The following is an 18273-nucleotide window of genomic DNA, read 5'->3' as shown; positions in this document are numbered from 1 at the left end:
GTGGGGCTGACGTGGCGCGGTTCGTGACGATCGGGTACGGCGATCAGGCGGGGTACGACCGCACCGACCCCGCGGTCCGCGAGGAGGCACACAAACAGGATGCCCGGCTGGTCGCTGCCGGGGCCACGGCCGGAAGGGCCGGGCCGCCGGTGCAGGTGCGCAACCACGACGCCGCCGGGGTGAGTGTCCAGAGCGGGCAGTTCCTGTCGGCCGGGCTGCCCATCGCCGGGTTCGGGATCATCGAGGCGGAGACCATCGACGAGGCCGTCGAGCTGGCGTCGCGGATGCCGTGTGCGGTCGCCCAGGGGGTCGTCGAGGTCTGGCCGCTGCTGGAGTAGTCGGACGAACGGCCGATCCGGTTCGAGACGGCCGGTACTGGATCGAGAACGTCCCTTTTGCTATGATAGTCATGAATGTCTCCTATCGTCGGTGCGGAACCGCTTGCCGATCGATCGGAGACGTTCGTGTGTTACGACGCTGATGCCCGCCCGCCGCAGAACGCCGACCCTGGGACGAAGGTCGAGGCCGGCCCCGTCACCCTCGAGGCCGCCGATGGCGCGCGCTTCGCCGGATACCTGGCGACGCCGGCCGAACCCACCGGCTCCGGGGTGCTCGTCCTGCCGGACAACCGGGGCCTGTCCGGCTTCTACGAGCAGCTGACGACGCAGCTCGCCCGGCACGGGCACACCGCGCTCGCGATCGACTACTTCGGTCGCACCGCCGGGCTCGACCCCGCCGCCCGGGGCGCCGGCTGGGGCGAGATGGCGAACCTGATGCCGCACCTGATGAAACTCCGCGAGGAGGAACTGTTCGCCGACTTCACCGCCGGCATCGACCACCTGCGCGACAGCGCCGACCGGGTGGTGTCGCTCGGGTGCTGTCTCGGCGGCCGGTTCGCGTTCCTCACCGCCGCCGCGCGCTTCGGGCTCGCCGGCGCGATCGGTCTCTACGGCATGCCCGGTGCACTGCTCGGACGGCCCGGGCCGACGCAGCGGGCCGCGGAGCTCACGGCCCCGATCCTGGCCATGTTCGGCGGCGCGGACGAGGGCATCGGTGCCGGCGAGGTCGACGCGTTCGACGCGGCGCTGACCGCGCACGGCGTGCCGCACGAGGTCGTGGTGTATCCGGGCGCCCCGCACGGCTTCTTCGACGAGCAGCTCCCCGGGCACACCGCCGCGCAGGACGACGCCTGGCGGCGGATCCTGGCCTTCATCGAAGGGTGACCGGCCGCGGATGCAGGGCGGCGTGCAGCGCCGGGCCGAACACCCGCCGCACCCGGGCGGCCGGCAGCGCCGCGATCGAGCGGACCGGGTGCAGGTAGCGGGTGAAGATGAGGCCGCCGATGACGGCGACGGCGGCGGTGGCCCGGTCGGTGGCGTCGGGGCCGCCGAGAAATTCAGCGATGCGGACGCGTAGGTCACAGTCCAGGTAGTCGCGCAGGACGCGCATGGTGGCGTCGTCCAGGGCGGCGACCCGGTGCTCGGCCGGGTCGGTGGCGTCCCACAGGGCGGTGACGGCGCGCAGCAACCGGTCGGCGAGGCCGGCGGGGTCGCCGCGCAGGGCCGCGTCCAGGGCGGCCGGCTCCACGCACAGCAGATCCAGGGACGAGCTGAACAGGCCCTGTTTGGAGCCGAAGTGGTAGCTGATGAGCGCCTGGTCGACCCCGGCCGCGGCGGCGACCGCGCGGACGGTGGTGCCCCGGTAGCCGTGCTGGAGGAACAGCTCGCGGGCGGCCGCCGCGATGCGGGCCCGGGTGTCGGGGCGGCCGCGGGGCCGTCCGCGGGTTTTATTCAGCACGGTTGAATATTGCGCCGGTGCGGCGGCACCGTCAACGGCATGCGTATCGTCATCTTCGGCGCGACCGGTCCCACCGGCCGCCACCTCATCGACCAGGCCATCGCCGCCGGGCACCACGTCACGGCCGTCGGCCGCCGCCCCGACGCCCTCCCGCCGCGCCCGCGGCTCACCGTCGTCACCGGCGACGTCCTGGACCCCGGCACCGCCGAGCGGGCCGTCGCCGGCGCCGACGCGGTGCTGTCCAGCCTCGGCACGCCGCTGACCCGGCAGCTTGTGTCGGTGTACTCGCACAGCGCGGCGAACATCGTCGCGGCGATGCACCGGCACGGGGTGAAGCGGCTCCTGGCGGTCAGCTCCAGCGTCATGGACCCCGCCTGGCGGCCCACCGGCGAGACGTTCTTCAACACCGTCATGGACCCGCTGTTCAACCGCCGGATGGGCCGGACCGTCCACGACGACATGCGCCGCATGGAGGCCCTGGTGCGCGACAGCGACCTGGACTGGACCCTGGTGCGGCCGTCCGGCCTGTTCGACCACCCGGCCGTGACCCGGTACACCACCGAGACCGACGTCGCGGACGGGCTGTTCACGGCGCGTCCGGACCTCGCCGCGAGCATGGTGGCGCAGCTCGATGACGAGCGGTTCGTCCGGCGGGCGATGGCGGTCGTCACGACCGAGGTGCGGCCCAGCATCATCGGCCTGATCTGGCGGGAGGCCGTCAGGAAGTGACGAACGAGTCGAGCGCGGCGCGGATGAGGGTCCGCATGGTGTCGCTGCCGGTGTGACCGGAGTCCTCCACGACCGTCAGCTCCGCGTCGGGCCAGCGCTGGGTGAGGTGCCAGGCCGTCTCCAGCGGGCTGCTGATGTCGAAGCGGCCGTGCAGCAGTACACCTCGAATCCCGGCGAGCCGATCGGCGTCGCGGAGCAGGGCACCCTCCTCCAGCCATGCGGCGTGCGCGGCGTAGTGGGTGCAGATGCGGACCATGGCCTGCTTCGCGTCGTCCGGGCGGCCGCTGTACGCGTCGGGCACGCCGTTCGGTTCGAGCGAGATCACGGCGTCCTCCCAGGTGCACCAGGCCTCAGCGGTCGCGGCGCGCACGGCGGGGTCGGGCGAGTTCATCAGCCGGGCGTAGGCGGCGACGACGTCGCCGTCGTCAGCCCCGGCGAAGTCGCGGAACGCGGCCCACTGGGCGGGGAAGAACCGCCCGACGCCCTCGTAGAGCCAGTTGATCTCGCGGCGGCGGGTCGAGGTCACCCCGTCGATGACGATGCCGGCGACGTGGTGGGGGTGGCGTTCGGCGTACGCCAGGATCAGCGTCGAACCCCACGACCCACCGAAGAGCAGCCAGCGGTCGATGCCGAGGTGCTCGCGCAGCCGCTCCATGTCGGCGACGAGGTGGTCGGTGGTGTTGTGGCGCAGGTCCGCGTCCAGGCTCGACGCGTGCGGGGTGCTGCGGCCGCAGTTGCGCTGGTCGAACTGGACGATCCGGTAGCGGTCCGGGTCGAAGTAGCGCCGGGTGCCCGGGGTGCAGCCGGAGCCGGGCCCGCCGTGCACGACCACGGCGGGCAGCCCGGCGGGGTTGCCGGCGACGTCCCAGTGCACGAGGTTGCCGTCGCCGACGTCGAGCATGCCCTCGTCGTGAGGGTCGATGAGCGGATACATGCCCCGCAGAATACAACAGCGCTGTTATATTAGTGCTGTGACATTCCTCGGCAGCCGGCTGCGGCACCTCCTCGAACTGCTCGACGGCGACGTCGCCACCGTCTACGCCGACCTCGGCCGGCCCGGGTTCCGGCCCCGGTTCGCGCCGGTCGTGCGCACCCTCGCCACCCAGGGCCCGCGCACGATCCGCGACCTGGCGGCGGCGATCGGCGTCACCCACTCCGCGGCCAGCCAGACCGTCGCGGAGATGACCAAGCAGGACCTCGTGCGCCTGGAGCCCGGCAGCGACGCCCGGCAGCGCATCGTGCACCTCACCGACCGCGCGCGGCGGCTGCTGCCCGTCATCGAGGCGGAGATGGCCGCCACCGACGCGGCCGCCGAGGCGCTCGACGCGGAGCTGCCGTATCCCCTGAGCCGCCTCGTCGAGGAGGCGATCACCACCCTCGAACACCGCCCGATGCGTGATCGGATCGGCCCGGTGGTGGTAGGCAGGGAGACGTGACAGCCGACTACCCGAAGATGATCGTGCCGGTCGACCACACCGAGCCGGTGCCGCGCCGGGTGCGCGCCATGCTCAACGGCCGGACCGTCCTGGACACCACCCGCGCCGTGTACGTCTGGGAAGGGCCGAACTACCCGCAGTACTACATCCCGGCCGCCGACCTCGACCCCGCTCTGGTCGTGGACGAGGACCACGTGCAGCAGCTCAAACGCGGCAGCGCCCGCCGCATCGGCCTGCGCGCCGGCGACCAGGACCGGCCCGCCGCCGGCCGGATCTACACCGACGGCCCGGTCGAGGGCCTCGCCCGGCTCGACTGGGACGCCCTGGACGCCTGGTTCGAGGAGGACGAGGAGGTGTTCGTCCACCCCCGCAACCCCTACAGCCGCGTCGACGCGCTGCGCTCCACCCGCACCGTGCGGGTCTCCCTCGACGGGGTCACCCTCGCCGAGTCGGCGTCACCGGTCATGGTCTTCGAGACCGGCCTGCCGACCCGGTACTACCTCAACCGCACCGACGTCGACTTCACCCACCTGGAGGCGTCACCGACGCGGACCTCGTGCCCGTACAAGGGACGCACCAGCGACTACTGGTCCGTGCGGATCGGCGCGGCCGTGCACCAGGACCTCGCCTGGGCCTACACCTTCCCGACCGCGGCGCTGCTGCCGATCGCCGGCCTGGTCAGCTTCTACAACGAGAAGGTCGACATCCACCTGGACGGCCGGCCGCTCGACCGCCCGGTCACGCACTTCAGCTAACCGCCTCCGCCTCCGGAGGCGGCCGCGGCCTGGGCCTGCCACATGGTGACGATGACGCCGAGGACGAAGACCTGCACGGGCAGCGGCACGCCCGGCAGGTCGACGGCGACGTCATTGCCCCAGAAGCTCACCTTCCGCACCGAGCCGACCTTCCGCTCGCCGGCGTAGAGGTCCTGCGCCTGGCCCCACACGGACGCCCGCTGGAACTGGTACGTCACCCCGCCGGCCGTCACGCTCCACCGCTTGCGCCCGACCCGGTCCGCGGCGGCGACGACCCCACCCGCCTTGTCCAGCATCGAGAACCGGCTGCCCCACGCGTTGCCACGCACCTCGAACGCGTGCCCGGCCACCTCGAGTCCCCCGCCGCTGCGCCACAGCGACCCTTCCCAACGGGCGACCACGTGCCCGTCCCGGGTCACCTCGTAACGGCTCCGCCAGACACTGGTCCGCTTCGCGGTCAACATGCCCCGAGGGTAGCCCGCCGCGTCGATGTTGCGGGGCGCCCCGGCCCAGTGGGGTATCAGTAGGTGGTGAGACGCATCTTCACCGCGGCGTTCCTCGACCGCGTCCCCCGCGACCACAGCCAGTCCGACGGCGCGTTCCGGCGCCGGCGGATCGTGGCCGCGGTGACCCTCGTCGTGGGCGCGGTGCTGCTCGGGATCTCACTGTCGATCCGCCCCGGCGACGCGCTGTTCTACCCGATGACCCTCGCCGTCGCCGCGACCTGGGTCGCCGGGGCGCTGCTGTCCGGCCCGCTGCACCTCGGGCACATCCTCTTCCGCGACACGCTGCGCCGGCCCGTCGCCACCCCGATCCTCACCGGCCTGCTCGCCGGTGCCGTCTTCGTCGCCGGGGCCCTGATCGTGCGGGAGATCCCGCCGCTGCGCGCGTACACCGACGACGTGCTCGACCACGCCAGGTACGGCTCGATCGTCCTCATCACCGTCGTCACCCTCGCCAACGGCGCCGCCGAGGAGCTGTTCTTCCGCGGCGCCCTGTTCGCCGCGATCGGCCGGACGCTGCCGGTGACCATCTCCACCGCCGTCTACGCGATCGCCACCGTCGCCACCGGCAACCCGATGCTCGTCTTCGCCGCCGTCCTCCTCGGCGTGGTGCTGGGCCTGCAACGCCGCGCGTCCGGCGGCGTCCTCGCCCCCGTCCTCACCCACGTGACCTGGTCGACGGTGATGCTGTTCGCGCTGCCCCCACTCATCGCGACCTGACGCCCGGCCGGACGGTAGGGTACGGCCCGTGATCGACTGGTCGGATGTCCCGGGGCGGCTCGCCCGGCTGGCCGCCCATCCCGGCACGACGTTCGGGGCCGACGCGCACCGGTGGCGGCTCGAGCCGCCGCTGACGCCCGCCGAACTGGCCGCGCTCGAGGCGCAGGTGCGGGTGGAGCTGCCCGCCGCGTACCGCGCGTTCCTGCTGCAGGCCGGCCGGGGCGGCGCCGGCCCCGGCTACGGGCTGTTCCCGCCGCGGCTCACCGGCGGCGGGTGGCAGTGGCCCGGCGACGACGGCGCGGAACTCACCGACGTGACGATCCTGGCCGAGCCGTTCCCGCACGAGAAGGCGTTCACCCCCGCGCCCTGGCTGCCGGAATCGCCGGACGAGGCGGACTACCCGACGGACGAGGAGTTCAGCGCGGCCGAGGAACGCTACGAGGAGCTGTGCCAGGCCGCCGAACCCGAGTATCACCCCGGCCTGCTCTACCTGTGCCACCAGGGTTGCGCGTATCGGGAGGCGCTCGTCGTCAGCGGCCCGGCCCGCGGCCAGATGTGGGCCGACGACACCGCCGGCGACGGTCCCATCCGGCCGCTGCTCGACGGGGACGGCAACCGGATCGACTTCGCGCAGTGGTACCGGCGCTGGCTGGACGGGCTTACCGCCTGACCTCGGGTCAGTGCGGGGCGAGGACGCAGAACTCGTGGCCGTCCGGGTCGGTCAGGCACGTCCACGGCACGTCGCCCTGGCCGAGGTCGAGGTCGGCGGCGCCGAGCGCGCGCAACCGGGCCACCTCCGCCGCCTGGTCGTCACCCGGATACGGCAGCAGGTCGAGATGGACCCGGTCCGGCACTGACCTGCCGCCGGGCACGCGGAGGAACTCCAGATACGAGCCGACCCCCTGGGCGGAACGCAGCGCCGCGAGCTCGTCGGTCACCTCCTGCACGGTCCAGTCCGTCGCCGCGCCCCAGAACCGCGCCATGGCCCTCGGGTCCACGCAGTCGACCACGACCGCGGCGATCGGCCCGGTGTCCCGGTAGCGTTCGCGGGGCTCCAGCACGCAGAACTCGTTGCCCTCCGGGTCGGCGAGGACCGTCCACGGCACGTCGCCCTGACCCACGTCGGCGGGCGTCGCGCCGAGCGCCCGCAGCCGCGCGACGAGGTCCTCCTGATGGGCCGCCGAGGTGGTGGCGAGGTCGAGGTGCACCCGGTTCTTCACCGGCGTCCTGGGTTCCGGGACGGCGACGACGTCGATGCCGACGAAGACCGGGTCCGGCCAGACGAACTCGCCGGGCGGCCCGACGTAGGTGGTCTGAGCGCTGGTGGCGGTCCAGCCGAGCGCCTCCGCCCAGAACCGGCCGACCGCCGCGTGGTCAAGGGCCTTGATGTTCACCATGACAGGGCGCAACGCCATGCCGACGATCCTATGCGCCGGTTCCTCGACGGCGAAACTTTCACGCCGTCGCCCCTGATGCCGCCCGGCGTTTCGCGTGTATTGGCTGCTCAAGCGGCTCGTGAACTTTCGAAAAAAATGGGGTCGTGACGCGCTGAACGGGCGTGGCCGGGTCGAGGAAAGTGGGCTGACTCCATGAAGGGAAGTCCACATGAACCACGTCGCAACACATCGCAGGCACCGCGGAAGACTGCTCATCGGCGGCGCGTGCGCCGTCGTGCTCGCCGCGGCCGCCGCGGTCGCGCTGACCGGCACCGCCAACGCCGAGGCCGACCGGACCGTCACGTCGAACACCACCGGCACCCACAACGGGTACTTCTTCTCCTACTGGAAGGACAACGGCAACGTCACCGTGACGCTGGGCGCGGGCGGCTCCTACAGCGTCCAGTGGGCCGGCGGCACCAACAACACCGTCGTCGGCAAGGGCTGGAAGCCCGGCTCCAGTCACACCGTGAACTACTCCGGCACGTTCAACGTCAACGGCAACGGCTACCTGGCGCTGTACGGCTGGACCACGAACCCGCTCATCGAGTACTACGTCGTGGAGAACTTCGGCAGCTACAACCCGAGCACCGGCGCGCAGCGGCTGGGTTCGGTCACCACCGACGGCAGCACCTATGACATCTACCGCACCCAGCGCGTCAACCAGCCCTCCATCATCGGCACCGCGACGTTCTACCAGTACTGGAGCGTCCGGCAGCAGAAGCGGACCGGCGGCACCATCACCACCGCCAACCACTTCAACGCCTGGGCGGGCCTCGGGCTGAACCTCGGCGCCCACGACTACCAGATCCTCGCCACCGAGGGCTACCAGAGCAGCGGCAGCTCCAGCATCACGGTCACCGAGGGCCCCGGGCCCGGCCCCACCACCACCTCGCCGCGCCCGAGCTCGCCCGGCCCGTCCAGCCCACCGCCCGGCGGCGGCACCGCGGCGTGCCAGGTGACCAACACCCTCAACCCGTGGAACACCGGGCTGACGGACAACATCACCATCACCAACACCGGCACGACGGCCATCAACGGCTGGCAGCTGCGGTTCACGCTCGCCGCCGGGCAGACGATCACGTCCGGCTGGAACGCCACGTACTCGCCGAGCAGCGGCCAGGTGACCGCGACCAACGCCAGCTACAACGGCTCCATCGCGCCGGGCGCCTCGACCACGATCGGCTTCCAGGCCAACCACTCCGGCAACACCGCCGCCCCGAGCGGCTTCACCCTCAACGGCGCCGCCTGCCGCTGACCGCCGACGGTCCCGCCGGCTCCGAGGCAAGGAGCCGGCGGGATCAGGTGCACTGCCAGAGCGTCGCGGACAGCGAGCAGCCGTCACACCAGAAGCTGTACAGGATGCCGCCGCTGCCCCAGAGCCACCACGGACCGCCCTCGATCTCCAGCGAGTCGAGCTGGAGCAGAAACCGCATCGTGCGGTGGCAGGCCGGGCAGGCCGGGAACTCGGCCGACTGGATCCACGTCGGCTCGCCGCCCACGCGGTGCAGGTTCTCCTCGCCGTTGCTGTAGGCCCAGTCCTGCCGGCGCCACCGCGGGGAGCTGGGCCGGATCCTCACCGGTGTCTCGGGGAGCGCCTCGGCCGGGAACTCCGGCCGTTGCCTGGTCAGCGCGGGGCCGGCGGGGCGGACCGAGGTTCCGTGGTGGGCGAAGTACAGGACCTGCTGGGACCAGCCCAGGCAGCTCAGGCATGTGACGACCTGGAGGCCGCCGGGGACGTTCGCGGGTGCCTGGTCGAAGGCAAGCAGGCGGTGCAACGGACCGCCGCACACCGCGCAGCGGGCGTCGACCTCGCCGCCGAACCTGCCGGCACCGGCGACGCCGGAGCCCGGATACCAGCTCGGGTCGGGCATCGCGCCGCGGCCGCCACCCCGTCCCGGCGGGACGAGGAAGCCCTGCGGGAACTCGATGTGGCAGGTGGGCTCGGTGACGAGACGACGGATCCCGCCGGCGCGCCGCTCGATGCCGACGAGGTTGAGACACGCGTCCGCGTAGTCCCCTGCCGGAACCACGCCGCCGATGGCGGCGACCGCGATCGACCAGCCGCGGGCCATGCGGGTTTCGAGGAGGCACCGCCACGCCCGATCCGACTCGGCGGGTGCCGCGTGGAGCCGGGCGGCGAGGCGGTCGATCTCGTTGTCGTCCGCGCCCCGCCACGGCCAGCAGGCGGAGTATGTCGGCGAGTTCGGCGCGAGGTCCCACAGCCGCTCCAGATGGGGCCGGAGGGTATGGGGAGCCTGCAGGCTCAGGCCCACGATCAGATCGGCGGCGGGGTGGCCGGCGCGCAGACCCGCGACGGCGGCGTCGGCGACCTCCTGCAGGGATCCGTCCGGCACCAGGGCCAGCGACGCCGGGAGGGCGGTGCCGTTCGACGGCTCGTCGGTCACCCGGGCAGGTTACCCGGCTGACGGGAAATGCGACGCCGACCAGGCTTTCCGCATGGGTGTTCCTACCCTGACGGCCCGGGCCGGCGGAGGCCCCGGTTCGCGAGGGAGCGGATCATGCGCAAGGTCATGCCGGGCGTGACGGCTCTGGTCGTGGGGGCCGGCCTCGCCGTCTGCACCGCGTCACCGGCCGCGGCCTATTACACGGGCCGGTACGACTTCGGTGCGGTCGTCGACTACGACGGCGACGGGCACCTGGACATCGTCGCCCGGACGCCGCAGACCGGCCCCTCCTGGAGCTCCCCGCGCGCCCTGTGGCTGTACCCGGGCCGGTCCGTGCGCGGCTACAGCACCGAACCCCGGGCGCTGCTCGCCGAGGACTTCTGGATGCACCCCGCGGCACCGTCCCCGGACCACGAGTAGTCGTAGGCGCCGGACAGGTCGACCGCCAGCAGCTCCCCGGACGGCACCACCCGCTGCTGCCGCCGCTGCTCGAAGCGCCCCTGCGACCGCAGCTGCACCGACACCGCGATGACCGGCATCGCGTCCTGTCTGGCCAGCTTGTCCGTGCGCAGCAGCCGGATGCCGGAGGAGCGGTGCGTGAAGATGGTGGCGTTGCCGAGGTCCCACACCTCCATCCGGGCGTGCACGGCCCCGGCCGGGTCCTCGTGGATGACGTGGCAGGGCGCGGAGGCGTACATCATGGCGGTGTGGACGGCTTCCACCCGTTCCGGTGCGGCCAGGTCCGCTGTGTCCAGGACGTATGCCACGGCGCCTCCTCTGCTGTGCGACCAGCCCAGTGTGCACGGGCGCCGGCTACGCGGGTCCGGGCGTCCCGAACGACAGGTCGGCCTCGATGCCGTAGTGGTCGGACAGGAACAGGTCGCGGCCGTCGGCGACGCGGACCGCGTCCCGCAGGACGGTGCGCGCCCGCGCGGTCACCGGCCGGTCCGCGGCCGGGCGGAGCAGGACCTGGTCCAGAGCCGGCGGCGACGGCCACCGCGGCGTCGGCCGGTAGGTGGTGGACGTGTCGCCGGCGAGGACGTCGCGCAGGCCGGCCGCGGCGGCGAACCGGGTGAACACCGGCGCGTCGCGGGGCACGTTGAAGTCCCCGACGACGACCGCCGGCAGGTCCGGTTCGAACCCGGTGACCAGCCGCGCCAGGCAGTCCAGTTCGCCGCGGATGATGGCGGTGTACCGGTTGCCCTCCGACCAGTCGTCGTCGCGGTTGGCGGACAGGTGGGTGTTGACGACCGCGAGGGGTCCCGCCGGGGTGTCCACGACGGCGAGCTGCGCGCCCTTGCGCATGAGCAGCTCGGTGCGCAGCGGCCGGGTCATGGGGAACCGCGCGAACCGGTGCCGCCGGATCGGCCACCGCGACACCAGCAGCAGGCCGCCGGCGAGCAGGGTCAGTCCGGTGCCGGCCCGGTTCTCGTAGCCGGGCGTGACCCGGCGCAGCAGCCGCGCGCTGCCACGGTGCAGCACCTCCTGCAGGCACACGATGTCGTAGCCGGACCGCTCCAGCACCGGGCCGAGCGCGCGCAGCCGGGCCGGGACGTCGTCGCGGATGAGCGCGTTGAGGGTGAGCAGCCGCACCTCGGTCATCGGGGTATTGCATCATCCCCGCCTTACTTGCACTACTGGAAAGTGATGGCGTACGGTTTCCAGTATGGAAAGTGATGAGGTCCGGGAGCAGCTGGCGCTCGTGCGGCGGGCGGAGGCCGCGCCGTACATCGACTACCCGCCGACGCCGTGGTGGTACTCCCCCGCGATCGGCGCGTGGGTGGCCGGCATGATCGGCGCCTTCACCTGGTGGCGGTCGGACGCCGTGCTGTTCGTCGGGACCCTCGCCGCGCTGATCGTGCTGGAGCTGGCGTTCCTGACCTGGATGCGCCGCCGGCACGGCGCCCTGCCGATGCCCGGGCGCGGCACCCCGCCGCACGAGATCGCGGCCGCCTGGCGCGGCTACGCGATCGCGCTGCCCGTCGTCGTGGTGGTGGTCGGGTTCGTCTGGTGGCTGGCCGGGGTGCCGGTCGCGGCCGGGGTCGCGTTCGTGCTCGTCACCGCCGGGCTCGCGGTCTACGAGCGGCGATACGCGGCCGCGGCGGCGAAGGTCAGGTCACGGCTCGCATGATCGACGGCATCGACCCGGTCATCCACGTGCCGAAGCGCCTCGCCGCGATGGCGATCCTGGCCAACGCCCCGTCCGCTTCGTTCCGGTTCCTCCGCGACCACCTCCAGATCAGCGAGTCCGATCTGTCGAAGCAGATGGCGACCCTCGAGGCCGCCGGCTACGTGCAGGCGACGAAGTCCGGGCACGGCCGGGGCGGCAGCACCACGTTTCGGATGACGCCCGCCGGCGAGTCCGCCTACCGGGCGCACTGCACGGCGCTGCGCGCCCTGCTCGACGGCACCGGCATCGCGCAGGACCTGTAGTCTGTGCCGCCGGCGGATCAGAGGCGGGGAACGGGCAGCATGGACTGGTCACCGGCGCGCTACCTGGTTGATGACTGTCCGCCGGTGACCAGTCATCAACCAGGTGCTTCCGCAACGGGGTCAGGTGCAGGTGGTGCCGTTGACGGTGAACACCGCCGGGTTCGCGTTGGTGCCGGTGTACGAGCCGTTGAAGCCGAGGCTGACGGTGCCGCCGGCAGGGACCGCGCCGTTCCAGGTCTCGTTGGTGACGGTCACCGTCGAACCGGTCTGCGACCAGCGGCCCGACCAGCCCTGCGTGACGCGCTGGTCGCCGGGGAACGTGAACACCAGCGTCCACGACGTCCACGCGGTCGTCCCGCCGTTGGTGACGGTGACGCTGCCGCTGAACCCGGTGCCCCAGCTGTTCGTTGAGTACGCGACCCGGCATCCGCCACTGGTGGCCGGCGGTGTCCGCACCGTGGCCGCGGCGGAGAACCCGGAGAACTGCCCGGCGGTGTCCTTGGCCCGGACCATCAGCACGTAATCGGTTGCGGGGGTCAGCCCGGTCAGCGTGATCGACGGCCCGGTGCTGCTGGCGACGATCGACAACGCGTCGCCCTGCTGGCGGACGACCTCGTAGCCGGCGACGCCGCGGTCGTCGGTGGCGGCGGGCCACGTCAACGTCAGGCCGGTGGCCGTCACCGCCGACGCGACCGGGGTCCCGGGTGCCGACGGCGGGTTGTCCGCGGGCGGGGCGGCGGTGGTGACCGTGACCGGCGCCGACGCGGCGGACGTGAGCCCGGCGCCGTTGCGGGCGGCCACCGTGAACGTGTACGCGGTCGCGGCCGTCAACCCGCTCAGCGCCGCCGACGCGGTGGTGGGCGTGGCGACGACCGTCGACGTGCCGCCGGACACGCGCCGGACCTCGTAACCGGTGACGCCGCTCTCCGCGTCCGTGGACGCCGCCCAGGTCAGTCGCAGCGTGGTCGCGGCCACGTCGGAGGCGGCCGGGGTGCCCGGGACGCTCGGCGCGGTCGTGTCCTGCGGCGGGACCGTGCCGGTGTGCTCGGCGGCCCAGCTCGCCAGGGAGGCGAGGGCCGAGTTCCAGTTGACCGCGACCTCGTTCACCGAGTACGCGCCGATGTCGTCGACGAAACACTTCTGCGCCTTGCAGCCGGCCAGCTGCGCCTGCGCGACCGGGTCCTGCAGGCCGCTGTTCGGGCCGCCGGACAGCGACCCGGGCGGCGCGGTCGGCAGCGACGCGTCGGACTGGTTGGCCCAGAACCGGTGGTGCACGTTGCGGACCGCCTTCTCGCCGTAGCCGGCGATGTAGGACTGGTTCAGCGGGTTGCGGCCCAGCAGGTAGTCGAGGGCCTGGAACGCGCCGGTGCGATACTTGGCGAGGCCGGTGAAGTCGTGGGCGAGCCCGAGCACCGCGGCGTTGTTGGCGATCTGCCCGTCGGAGCCCCAGTTGTAGGTGGTGCCGCCGTTCGGCGCCGGGTAGCCCTGCCCCGCCATCTGGCTCAGCAGCCCGTCGGCGAACGACGCGAACTTCGCCCGGGTCGCGGCGACATCCGCGGCCGGCAGGTCGTTCGGGACCAGCGCGAGGGTGGTGTCACCCAGGCCGGCGACCCAGCCCCAGTCGTAGCCGCGCTGGTTGAAGCCGGCGCCCTTGTACAGCGCCGAACCGGTCACGTCGGCGCGGTAGGAGGCGGTCCCGGTCGTCGTGTACAGCTCCGCCGCCGCCCAGTAGAACTCGTCGGTGACGACCGCGTCGTCATACGCGCCGCCGCCGGTGCTGTCGCTGCCGCTGGCGAGCCGGCTCGGGTTCGCCTTCGCCGCCGCGTACGCCTTCTGCGCCGCGGTGAGCGCGCGAGCGGAGAACGCCGGGTCGATGGTGCGCCAGATCCGGGCCGCCTGCGCCGCGACGGCGGCGACGTTGAGGGTCGCGGCGGTGCTCACCGGCGACAGCAGCCGCCGCTGGGGGTCGGCCTCCGGGCGCATCGGCAGCCCGGTCCAGTTCTCGTCATGGATCTTGTGATGGACCATGCCGGCGTCGGTACGCCCGTCCGGCACCTGCATCCGCAGCAGGAACTCGACCTCCCAGCGGGCCTCGTCCAGCACGTCGGGGACGCCGTTGGCACGCTCCGGGATGGCGAGGGTGCCGTCGCCGAGCGCGGCCCGGTCGGTGCTGCGCTCGTAGAGGTTCAGCAGCTGCCACGCGGCGATGCCGCCGTTGACGACGTACTTGCCCTGGTCGCCGGCGTCGTACCAGCCGCCGCGAACGTCGAGGGAGTAGCCGCAGGAGGTGCGGCACGGCACTGAGGTGTCACCCTGGTTCGGCGCGACGCCGACGTGCCCGGCGGGGCGGGCGTAGCGGCTGCCGACGTACTGCGACTCGATCGCGATGCCGCTGCGCTGGTGGTAGAAGAAGGCCAGGGAGTCGTACCGCAGTTGCTTCACCGGCGCGGCGGAGATGTCGAACGGATAGCTGTCCGACCCGCCGGCCGACAGCACGTAACCACTGCCGGGGGTGTCGTAGGCGGAGAAGTCCACCACGTGCACGTTGTCGCCGGACAGGGCATCGGCGCCCTTCACCGCCGTCTGTCCGGATGCGACGGTCGCACCGGCGCCGTTGCGCAACGTCCACCCGATCGGCGCGCCGGCCGGACTGACGACGGTGGCCTGCTTCGGCAACCCCGGCACGTAGGCGACCTGGTTGACCTTGACCGGCGACCCGGGGTCCGGCGCGGCGGTGGCCGGCGGCACACCCACGGCCAACCCCAACAGTGCACCGGCGGCGACAATCGCCACGGTACGGCGTGAGCTCATCGACATTTCCTCCTGCGGCAAAGGTGCCGGCACTGGCGGGCGCCGGCGTGCCGGACCGTAGGCGGACCCTCGACACGCTGTAAAGCTCGTTCGACGTCACGGACCCTCCAGCGTGCGCCGGCCATGTAACTTACGGCGCATGCGGCTCGCGACCTACAACGTCGAGAACCTGTTCAACCGGGCCAAGGCCCTCGACCAGCGCACCTGGGCGCTCGGGCGGCCGATCCTGGAGGCGTTCCAGCGGGTGTGCGAGCTGCTCGAGGAGCCGGAGTACACCGACGAGGTCAAGCACGACATCCTGCGCGAGCTCAACCGGCTGGGGCTGCGCAACGGCGACACCGCCAAGTTCGCGCGGCTGCGGCAGAACCGTGGGCGCCTCCTGGTGCGCCGGCGCACCGGGCGGGTCGAGGTCGTCGCCGGCGGGCGGGCCGACTGGATCGGCTGGGTGGAGCTGACCACCGACCGGGTCGACGAGCTGGCGCTGCTCAACACCGCCCGGGTCATCCTCGACGTCGGCGCCGACATTCTCGGCGTCATCGAGGCGGAGAGCCGCCTGGCCTTGAAACGGTTCGCCGACGGCGGCCTCAACGGCGTCTACGAGCACTTCATGGTGGTCGACGGCAACGACGAGCGCGGCATCGACGTCGGCGTCATGTCCACTGTGGAATATCCGCCGGTCGGGCAGCGGACCCACGTCGACGACACCGACGAGCGCGGCCGGATCTTCAGCCGCGACTGCCCCGAGTACCACTTCCGGCTCCCCGGCGGGCAGACCCTGGTGATGCTGGTCAACCACCTCAAGAGCAAGGGCTACGGCGGGAAGGCCGCCTCCGACGCGCGCCGCCGCCGGCAGGCCGCCCGGGTGGCGGACATCTACCGCGCCCAGGACACCCCGCTCGTCGCCGTCGTCGGCGACCTCAACGACACCCCCGCCAGCGATCCCCTGGCCCCGCTGCTGCGCGACACCGACCTGCGCGACGTCAGCACCCATCCGGGCTTCGACGACGGCGGGCGGCCCGGCACGTACGGCTACTGCACGGCCCCGAACAAGCTGGACTACGTGCTGCTGTCCCCCGCCCTGTTCGCCGCGGCGACGGGCGGCGGCATCCTGCGCAAGGGCGTGTGGGGCGGTCGCCGCGGCGCGCTGTGGCCGATCTACGAGACGATGACGCAGCCGGTCCACGCGGGCTCCGACCACGCCGCCATCTACGCCGACATCGACCTGGCCCGGCTGTAGTCATCCGGCGGCCTGGTCGTCCTGCCACACCGAGACGCGCCGCACGATGACGCCGCCGAGGATCGCGGCCAGGACGCCGGCGCCACCGGTGATCACGGCGAGGAACGCCGGGGTGTACACGGTGGTCACCGTCGTGTCGGCCCCCGGGGGGACGTGCACGGTGGTGTCGGTGACGCTGATGAAGGTGAGCAGCAGCGCCAACCACCATGCGCTGACGAGCTGGACCGAGGACGACGCCCGCTCCGGGTAGCTGCGCCGGTAGACCTCCTTGACCACCTGACCGGGCACGACGAGGTTCGCCACGGGGACGAACCAGCCGGCGACCACCCAGGCCTTGTGCCATTCGAGGGGGTTGTCGCGCCGGCCGAAGTTGTCGTGGGCACGGTAGAGCCAGACGATGAACACGATCAGGCTGAGCGCCCGGGCGACGGTGACGGCCTGCAGGCCGGGCTCGCCATCGATGGACCAGCCGAAGCTGAACGCGGTCCGTTGCGCGACGATCCTGCCGGACACGTCCGGGGGGCCGAGCAGGTTCCGGACGACGAAGAAGGCATGCGCGAGGCCGGCGGCCGCCAGGGCGGCGACGGTCACCCAACTGATCGCCTGCAGTCTGTGTCCCGCGGCGGTCCGCGTCTCGCTCATGCGCTCTCCCTCGGCATCGACCACCGGTAGCTTTCCGGGATGCCGTCCCGGGCAGGAAGGGACATCGGTCCTCCTGCACCGGGACTTCCTCTGGGCGGCGACGACGGTCTCGGCCCTGATCGGTGTTGCGGGTGGGCTCGGCCTCTCCGTGACCGCGTCGCTCGCCGGCATCGGTTGACCAGGAGCCCCTCACCCGTTCGGGCGACCAACAACCGGTGAAACATCCGCGAACAACGCGCGCTTGGTAGCGGATCTATTGCTTTGCGTGACAACCTTGAAGTCGCGAAGATCAATGGGGGTCGCCGACGCTGCGGCACGAGGGAGGAGGGGAGATGAGTGCGACCGCGGCCGCGATGAGTCTTGCCTCCGGTGAGCCCCCGATCAACTTCGCGGCACACCAGTTGCGGGCCGGCAACATCGCCGGGGCCCGCGACGACTTCGAGCAGATGCTGGCGATGCTGCTCGCGGCGATCTACCCGGGAGCCCGGGCGATCACCGCCAACCCCGGCGACTGGGGCATCGACATCCTGCTCGGTGAGCTGTCGGGGCTCGTCGTCATCTGGCAGTCGAAGTACTTCTGGCCCGTGGTCGGCCGTTCACAGCAGGCGCAGATCCGCGAGTCGTTCGACTCCGCCGTCGCCGCGGCCGCCCGCAACGGGTACCGGCTGAGCCAGTGGGTGCTGTGCGTCCCGGCGAGCATGGACGCGCAGACCGCGCAGTGGTGGGACAACTGGCGGGCCCGGCGGCAGCGCGAGACCGGCGTCGCGATCGAGCTGTGGCACGAGAACGTGCTGCGCAACCATCTCGTCCGGCCGGACTGCGCGCACGTGCGGCGGCACTTCTACGACCCGTACGTGCCCGCACAGGTGCAGCGGACGCCGGTGCGGGACCTCGCCGAGGACGCCGCGGCGGCGCTGGAGGAGGCACTGTTCGTGCGGCAGCTGCGGGCGGCCGGGCACACCGAGGTCGGCGCGGCGAAGCGCGAGTACTTCAACGCCGAGATCCTCGCGCGGGAGGTCCTCGACAAGCGCGTGCCGGCGGAGGTCTCGGCGCTGAGCGAGGCCGACGGGGTGGTGCACGGCATCTGGGAGGCGCGGTTCAACGCGATGACCATCACCGGGGACCCGCGGCTGCCCGGCCTGCACGCCGAAGTGATGCGGGAGATCCGCGAGTCCGGGGTGTTCCCGGCGCCGCTGCGGGCCGGTCCGGTGCACCGGTGCGGGCTGATGCACCGCGTGGTGGAGGACCGGCGGGCCGGCTGGGTCAGGCACTGGCGGGAGGTCGCATGACCGGCCAGCGAAGCGACTCGGGCCGGTCATCGGAGGGACAGTGTTGGGTCAGGCGCCCGGAACGAAGTGAGGACGCA

The 18273-nt window shown here is 72.4% G+C and carries 22 protein-coding genes; 13 read left to right on the top strand and 9 right to left on the bottom strand.

Annotation, left to right across the window (positions count from 1 at the left end; translation table 11 throughout):
• The first annotated feature begins 11 nt into the window (after positions 1 to 11).
• Both Dsi01nite_RS32990 and Dsi01nite_RS32985 read left to right on the top strand, forming a co-directional pair.
• A complete protein-coding gene (locus Dsi01nite_RS32990) occupies positions 12 to 338 on the top strand; it encodes a YciI family protein (RefSeq protein ID WP_203850239.1) in 327 nt (108 codons plus the stop codon).
• A 126-nt stretch (positions 339 to 464) separates the two neighbouring features.
• Complete coding sequence (locus Dsi01nite_RS32985; protein ID WP_203850238.1) at positions 465 to 1223, top strand: dienelactone hydrolase family protein; 759 nt, start codon at positions 465 to 467, stop codon at positions 1221 to 1223.
• Here Dsi01nite_RS32985 and Dsi01nite_RS32980 read toward each other — a convergent pair.
• A complete protein-coding gene (locus tag Dsi01nite_RS32980; RefSeq protein WP_203850237.1) occupies positions 1210 to 1797 on the bottom strand; it encodes a TetR family transcriptional regulator in 588 nt (195 codons plus the stop codon). The genes Dsi01nite_RS32985 and Dsi01nite_RS32980 overlap by 14 nt on opposite strands.
• A 39-nt stretch (positions 1798 to 1836) precedes the next feature.
• Between Dsi01nite_RS32980 and Dsi01nite_RS32975 the strand changes: the two genes are divergently transcribed.
• Positions 1837 to 2526: an NAD(P)-dependent oxidoreductase gene (locus Dsi01nite_RS32975; protein ID WP_203850236.1), complete on the top strand. Its 690-nt coding sequence runs from the start codon at positions 1837 to 1839 to the stop codon at positions 2524 to 2526.
• Here Dsi01nite_RS32975 and pip read toward each other — a convergent pair.
• The gene (pip, locus tag Dsi01nite_RS32970; protein ID WP_203850235.1) at positions 2516 to 3460 is read right to left on the bottom strand and encodes a prolyl aminopeptidase; all 945 of its coding nucleotides are present in this window, start codon (positions 3458 to 3460) and stop codon (positions 2516 to 2518) included. The genes Dsi01nite_RS32975 and pip overlap by 11 nt on opposite strands.
• Positions 3461 to 3497: 37 nt before the next feature.
• Between pip and Dsi01nite_RS32965 the strand changes: the two genes are divergently transcribed.
• Together Dsi01nite_RS32965 and Dsi01nite_RS32960 are read left to right on the top strand one after the other, a co-directional pair.
• The gene (locus Dsi01nite_RS32965) at positions 3498 to 3962 is read left to right on the top strand and encodes a MarR family winged helix-turn-helix transcriptional regulator (protein ID WP_203850234.1); all 465 of its coding nucleotides are present in this window, start codon (positions 3498 to 3500) and stop codon (positions 3960 to 3962) included.
• Positions 3959 to 4717 carry a DUF427 domain-containing protein gene (locus tag Dsi01nite_RS32960; RefSeq protein WP_239136343.1) on the top strand — a complete coding sequence of 253 codons (759 nt, stop codon included), beginning with the start codon at positions 3959 to 3961 and terminating at the stop codon, positions 4715 to 4717. Before Dsi01nite_RS32965 ends, Dsi01nite_RS32960 begins: the two co-directional genes overlap by 4 nt.
• On the opposite strand, the gene Dsi01nite_RS32955 is transcribed toward Dsi01nite_RS32960, so the two are convergent.
• On the bottom strand, positions 4714 to 5181 hold the full coding sequence (locus Dsi01nite_RS32955) for a hypothetical protein (RefSeq protein WP_203850233.1): 468 nt from the start codon (positions 5179 to 5181) through the stop codon (positions 4714 to 4716). The two genes, Dsi01nite_RS32960 and Dsi01nite_RS32955, sit on opposite strands and share 4 nt — an antisense overlap.
• A gap of 66 nt (positions 5182 to 5247) precedes the next feature.
• On the opposite strand from Dsi01nite_RS32955, the gene Dsi01nite_RS32950 reads away from it, so the two are divergent.
• Both Dsi01nite_RS32950 and Dsi01nite_RS32945 read left to right on the top strand, forming a co-directional pair.
• On the top strand, positions 5248 to 5940 hold the full coding sequence (locus tag Dsi01nite_RS32950; protein ID WP_203850232.1) for a CPBP family intramembrane glutamic endopeptidase: 693 nt from the start codon (positions 5248 to 5250) through the stop codon (positions 5938 to 5940).
• Between the two features lie 28 nt (positions 5941 to 5968).
• Entirely contained in the window at positions 5969 to 6610 is a 642-nt protein-coding gene (locus Dsi01nite_RS32945) for an SMI1/KNR4 family protein (RefSeq protein ID WP_203850231.1), read from the top strand.
• Between the two features lie 7 nt (positions 6611 to 6617).
• On the opposite strand, the gene Dsi01nite_RS32940 is transcribed toward Dsi01nite_RS32945, so the two are convergent.
• Entirely contained in the window at positions 6618 to 7355 is a 738-nt protein-coding gene (locus tag Dsi01nite_RS32940; protein WP_203850230.1) for a VOC family protein, read from the bottom strand.
• Positions 7356 to 7545: 190 nt separating this feature from the next.
• Here Dsi01nite_RS32940 and Dsi01nite_RS32935 point away from each other — a divergent pair, with 190 nt between their 5' ends.
• Entirely contained in the window at positions 7546 to 8634 is a 1089-nt protein-coding gene (locus Dsi01nite_RS32935) for a glycoside hydrolase family 11 protein (RefSeq protein ID WP_203850229.1), read from the top strand.
• Positions 8635 to 8677: 43 nt separating this feature from the next.
• Here the strand turns inward: Dsi01nite_RS32935 and Dsi01nite_RS32930 are convergent, their stop codons facing one another.
• Positions 8678 to 9784, bottom strand: coding sequence for a hypothetical protein (locus Dsi01nite_RS32930; RefSeq protein WP_203850228.1), 1107 nt, complete (start codon positions 9782 to 9784; stop codon positions 8678 to 8680).
• A 114-nt stretch (positions 9785 to 9898) separates the two neighbouring features.
• On the opposite strand from Dsi01nite_RS32930, the gene Dsi01nite_RS32925 reads away from it, so the two are divergent.
• On the top strand, positions 9899 to 10204 hold the full coding sequence (locus tag Dsi01nite_RS32925) for an FG-GAP repeat protein (RefSeq protein WP_203850227.1): 306 nt from the start codon (positions 9899 to 9901) through the stop codon (positions 10202 to 10204).
• Here Dsi01nite_RS32925 and Dsi01nite_RS32920 read toward each other — a convergent pair.
• Both Dsi01nite_RS32920 and Dsi01nite_RS32915 read right to left on the bottom strand, forming a co-directional pair.
• A complete protein-coding gene (locus Dsi01nite_RS32920; protein ID WP_203850226.1) occupies positions 10126 to 10551 on the bottom strand; it encodes an AraC-like ligand-binding domain-containing protein in 426 nt (141 codons plus the stop codon). The genes Dsi01nite_RS32925 and Dsi01nite_RS32920 overlap by 79 nt on opposite strands.
• 46 nt (positions 10552 to 10597) lie before the next feature.
• Positions 10598 to 11386 carry an endonuclease/exonuclease/phosphatase family protein gene (locus tag Dsi01nite_RS32915; protein WP_203850225.1) on the bottom strand — a complete coding sequence of 263 codons (789 nt, stop codon included), beginning with the start codon at positions 11384 to 11386 and terminating at the stop codon, positions 10598 to 10600.
• A gap of 64 nt (positions 11387 to 11450) precedes the next feature.
• On the opposite strand from Dsi01nite_RS32915, the gene Dsi01nite_RS32910 reads away from it, so the two are divergent.
• The gene (locus Dsi01nite_RS32910; protein ID WP_203850224.1) at positions 11451 to 11915 is read left to right on the top strand and encodes a hypothetical protein; all 465 of its coding nucleotides are present in this window, start codon (positions 11451 to 11453) and stop codon (positions 11913 to 11915) included.
• On the top strand, positions 11912 to 12217 hold the full coding sequence (locus Dsi01nite_RS32905; protein ID WP_203850223.1) for a transcriptional regulator: 306 nt from the start codon (positions 11912 to 11914) through the stop codon (positions 12215 to 12217). The genes Dsi01nite_RS32910 and Dsi01nite_RS32905 overlap by 4 nt, the downstream gene beginning before the upstream one ends.
• 120 nt (positions 12218 to 12337) lie before the next feature.
• On the opposite strand, the gene Dsi01nite_RS32900 is transcribed toward Dsi01nite_RS32905, so the two are convergent.
• Positions 12338 to 15028, bottom strand: a complete 2691-nt coding sequence (locus Dsi01nite_RS32900) for a glycoside hydrolase family 9 protein (protein ID WP_203850222.1) — start codon at positions 15026 to 15028, stop codon at positions 12338 to 12340.
• 139 nt (positions 15029 to 15167) lie between these two features.
• On the opposite strand from Dsi01nite_RS32900, the gene Dsi01nite_RS32895 reads away from it, so the two are divergent.
• Complete coding sequence (locus Dsi01nite_RS32895) at positions 15168 to 16265, top strand: endonuclease/exonuclease/phosphatase family protein (protein ID WP_203850221.1); 1098 nt, start codon at positions 15168 to 15170, stop codon at positions 16263 to 16265.
• On the opposite strand, the gene Dsi01nite_RS32890 is transcribed toward Dsi01nite_RS32895, so the two are convergent.
• A complete protein-coding gene (locus tag Dsi01nite_RS32890; RefSeq protein WP_203850220.1) occupies positions 16266 to 16907 on the bottom strand; it encodes a DUF4328 domain-containing protein in 642 nt (213 codons plus the stop codon). It abuts the gene before it with no gap.
• Positions 16908 to 17239: 332 nt separating this feature from the next.
• Between Dsi01nite_RS32890 and Dsi01nite_RS32885 the strand changes: the two genes are divergently transcribed.
• Positions 17240 to 18196, top strand: a complete 957-nt coding sequence (locus Dsi01nite_RS32885) for a hypothetical protein (RefSeq protein WP_203850219.1) — start codon at positions 17240 to 17242, stop codon at positions 18194 to 18196.
• The last annotated feature ends 77 nt before the right edge of the window (positions 18197 to 18273 follow it).

Origin of the sequence: Dactylosporangium siamense, assembly GCF_016862795.1 — a bacterium.
Taxonomy (GTDB): domain Bacteria; phylum Actinomycetota; class Actinomycetes; order Mycobacteriales; family Micromonosporaceae; genus Dactylosporangium; species Dactylosporangium siamense.
This window is presented reverse-complemented; position numbering and strand designations above follow the sequence as displayed.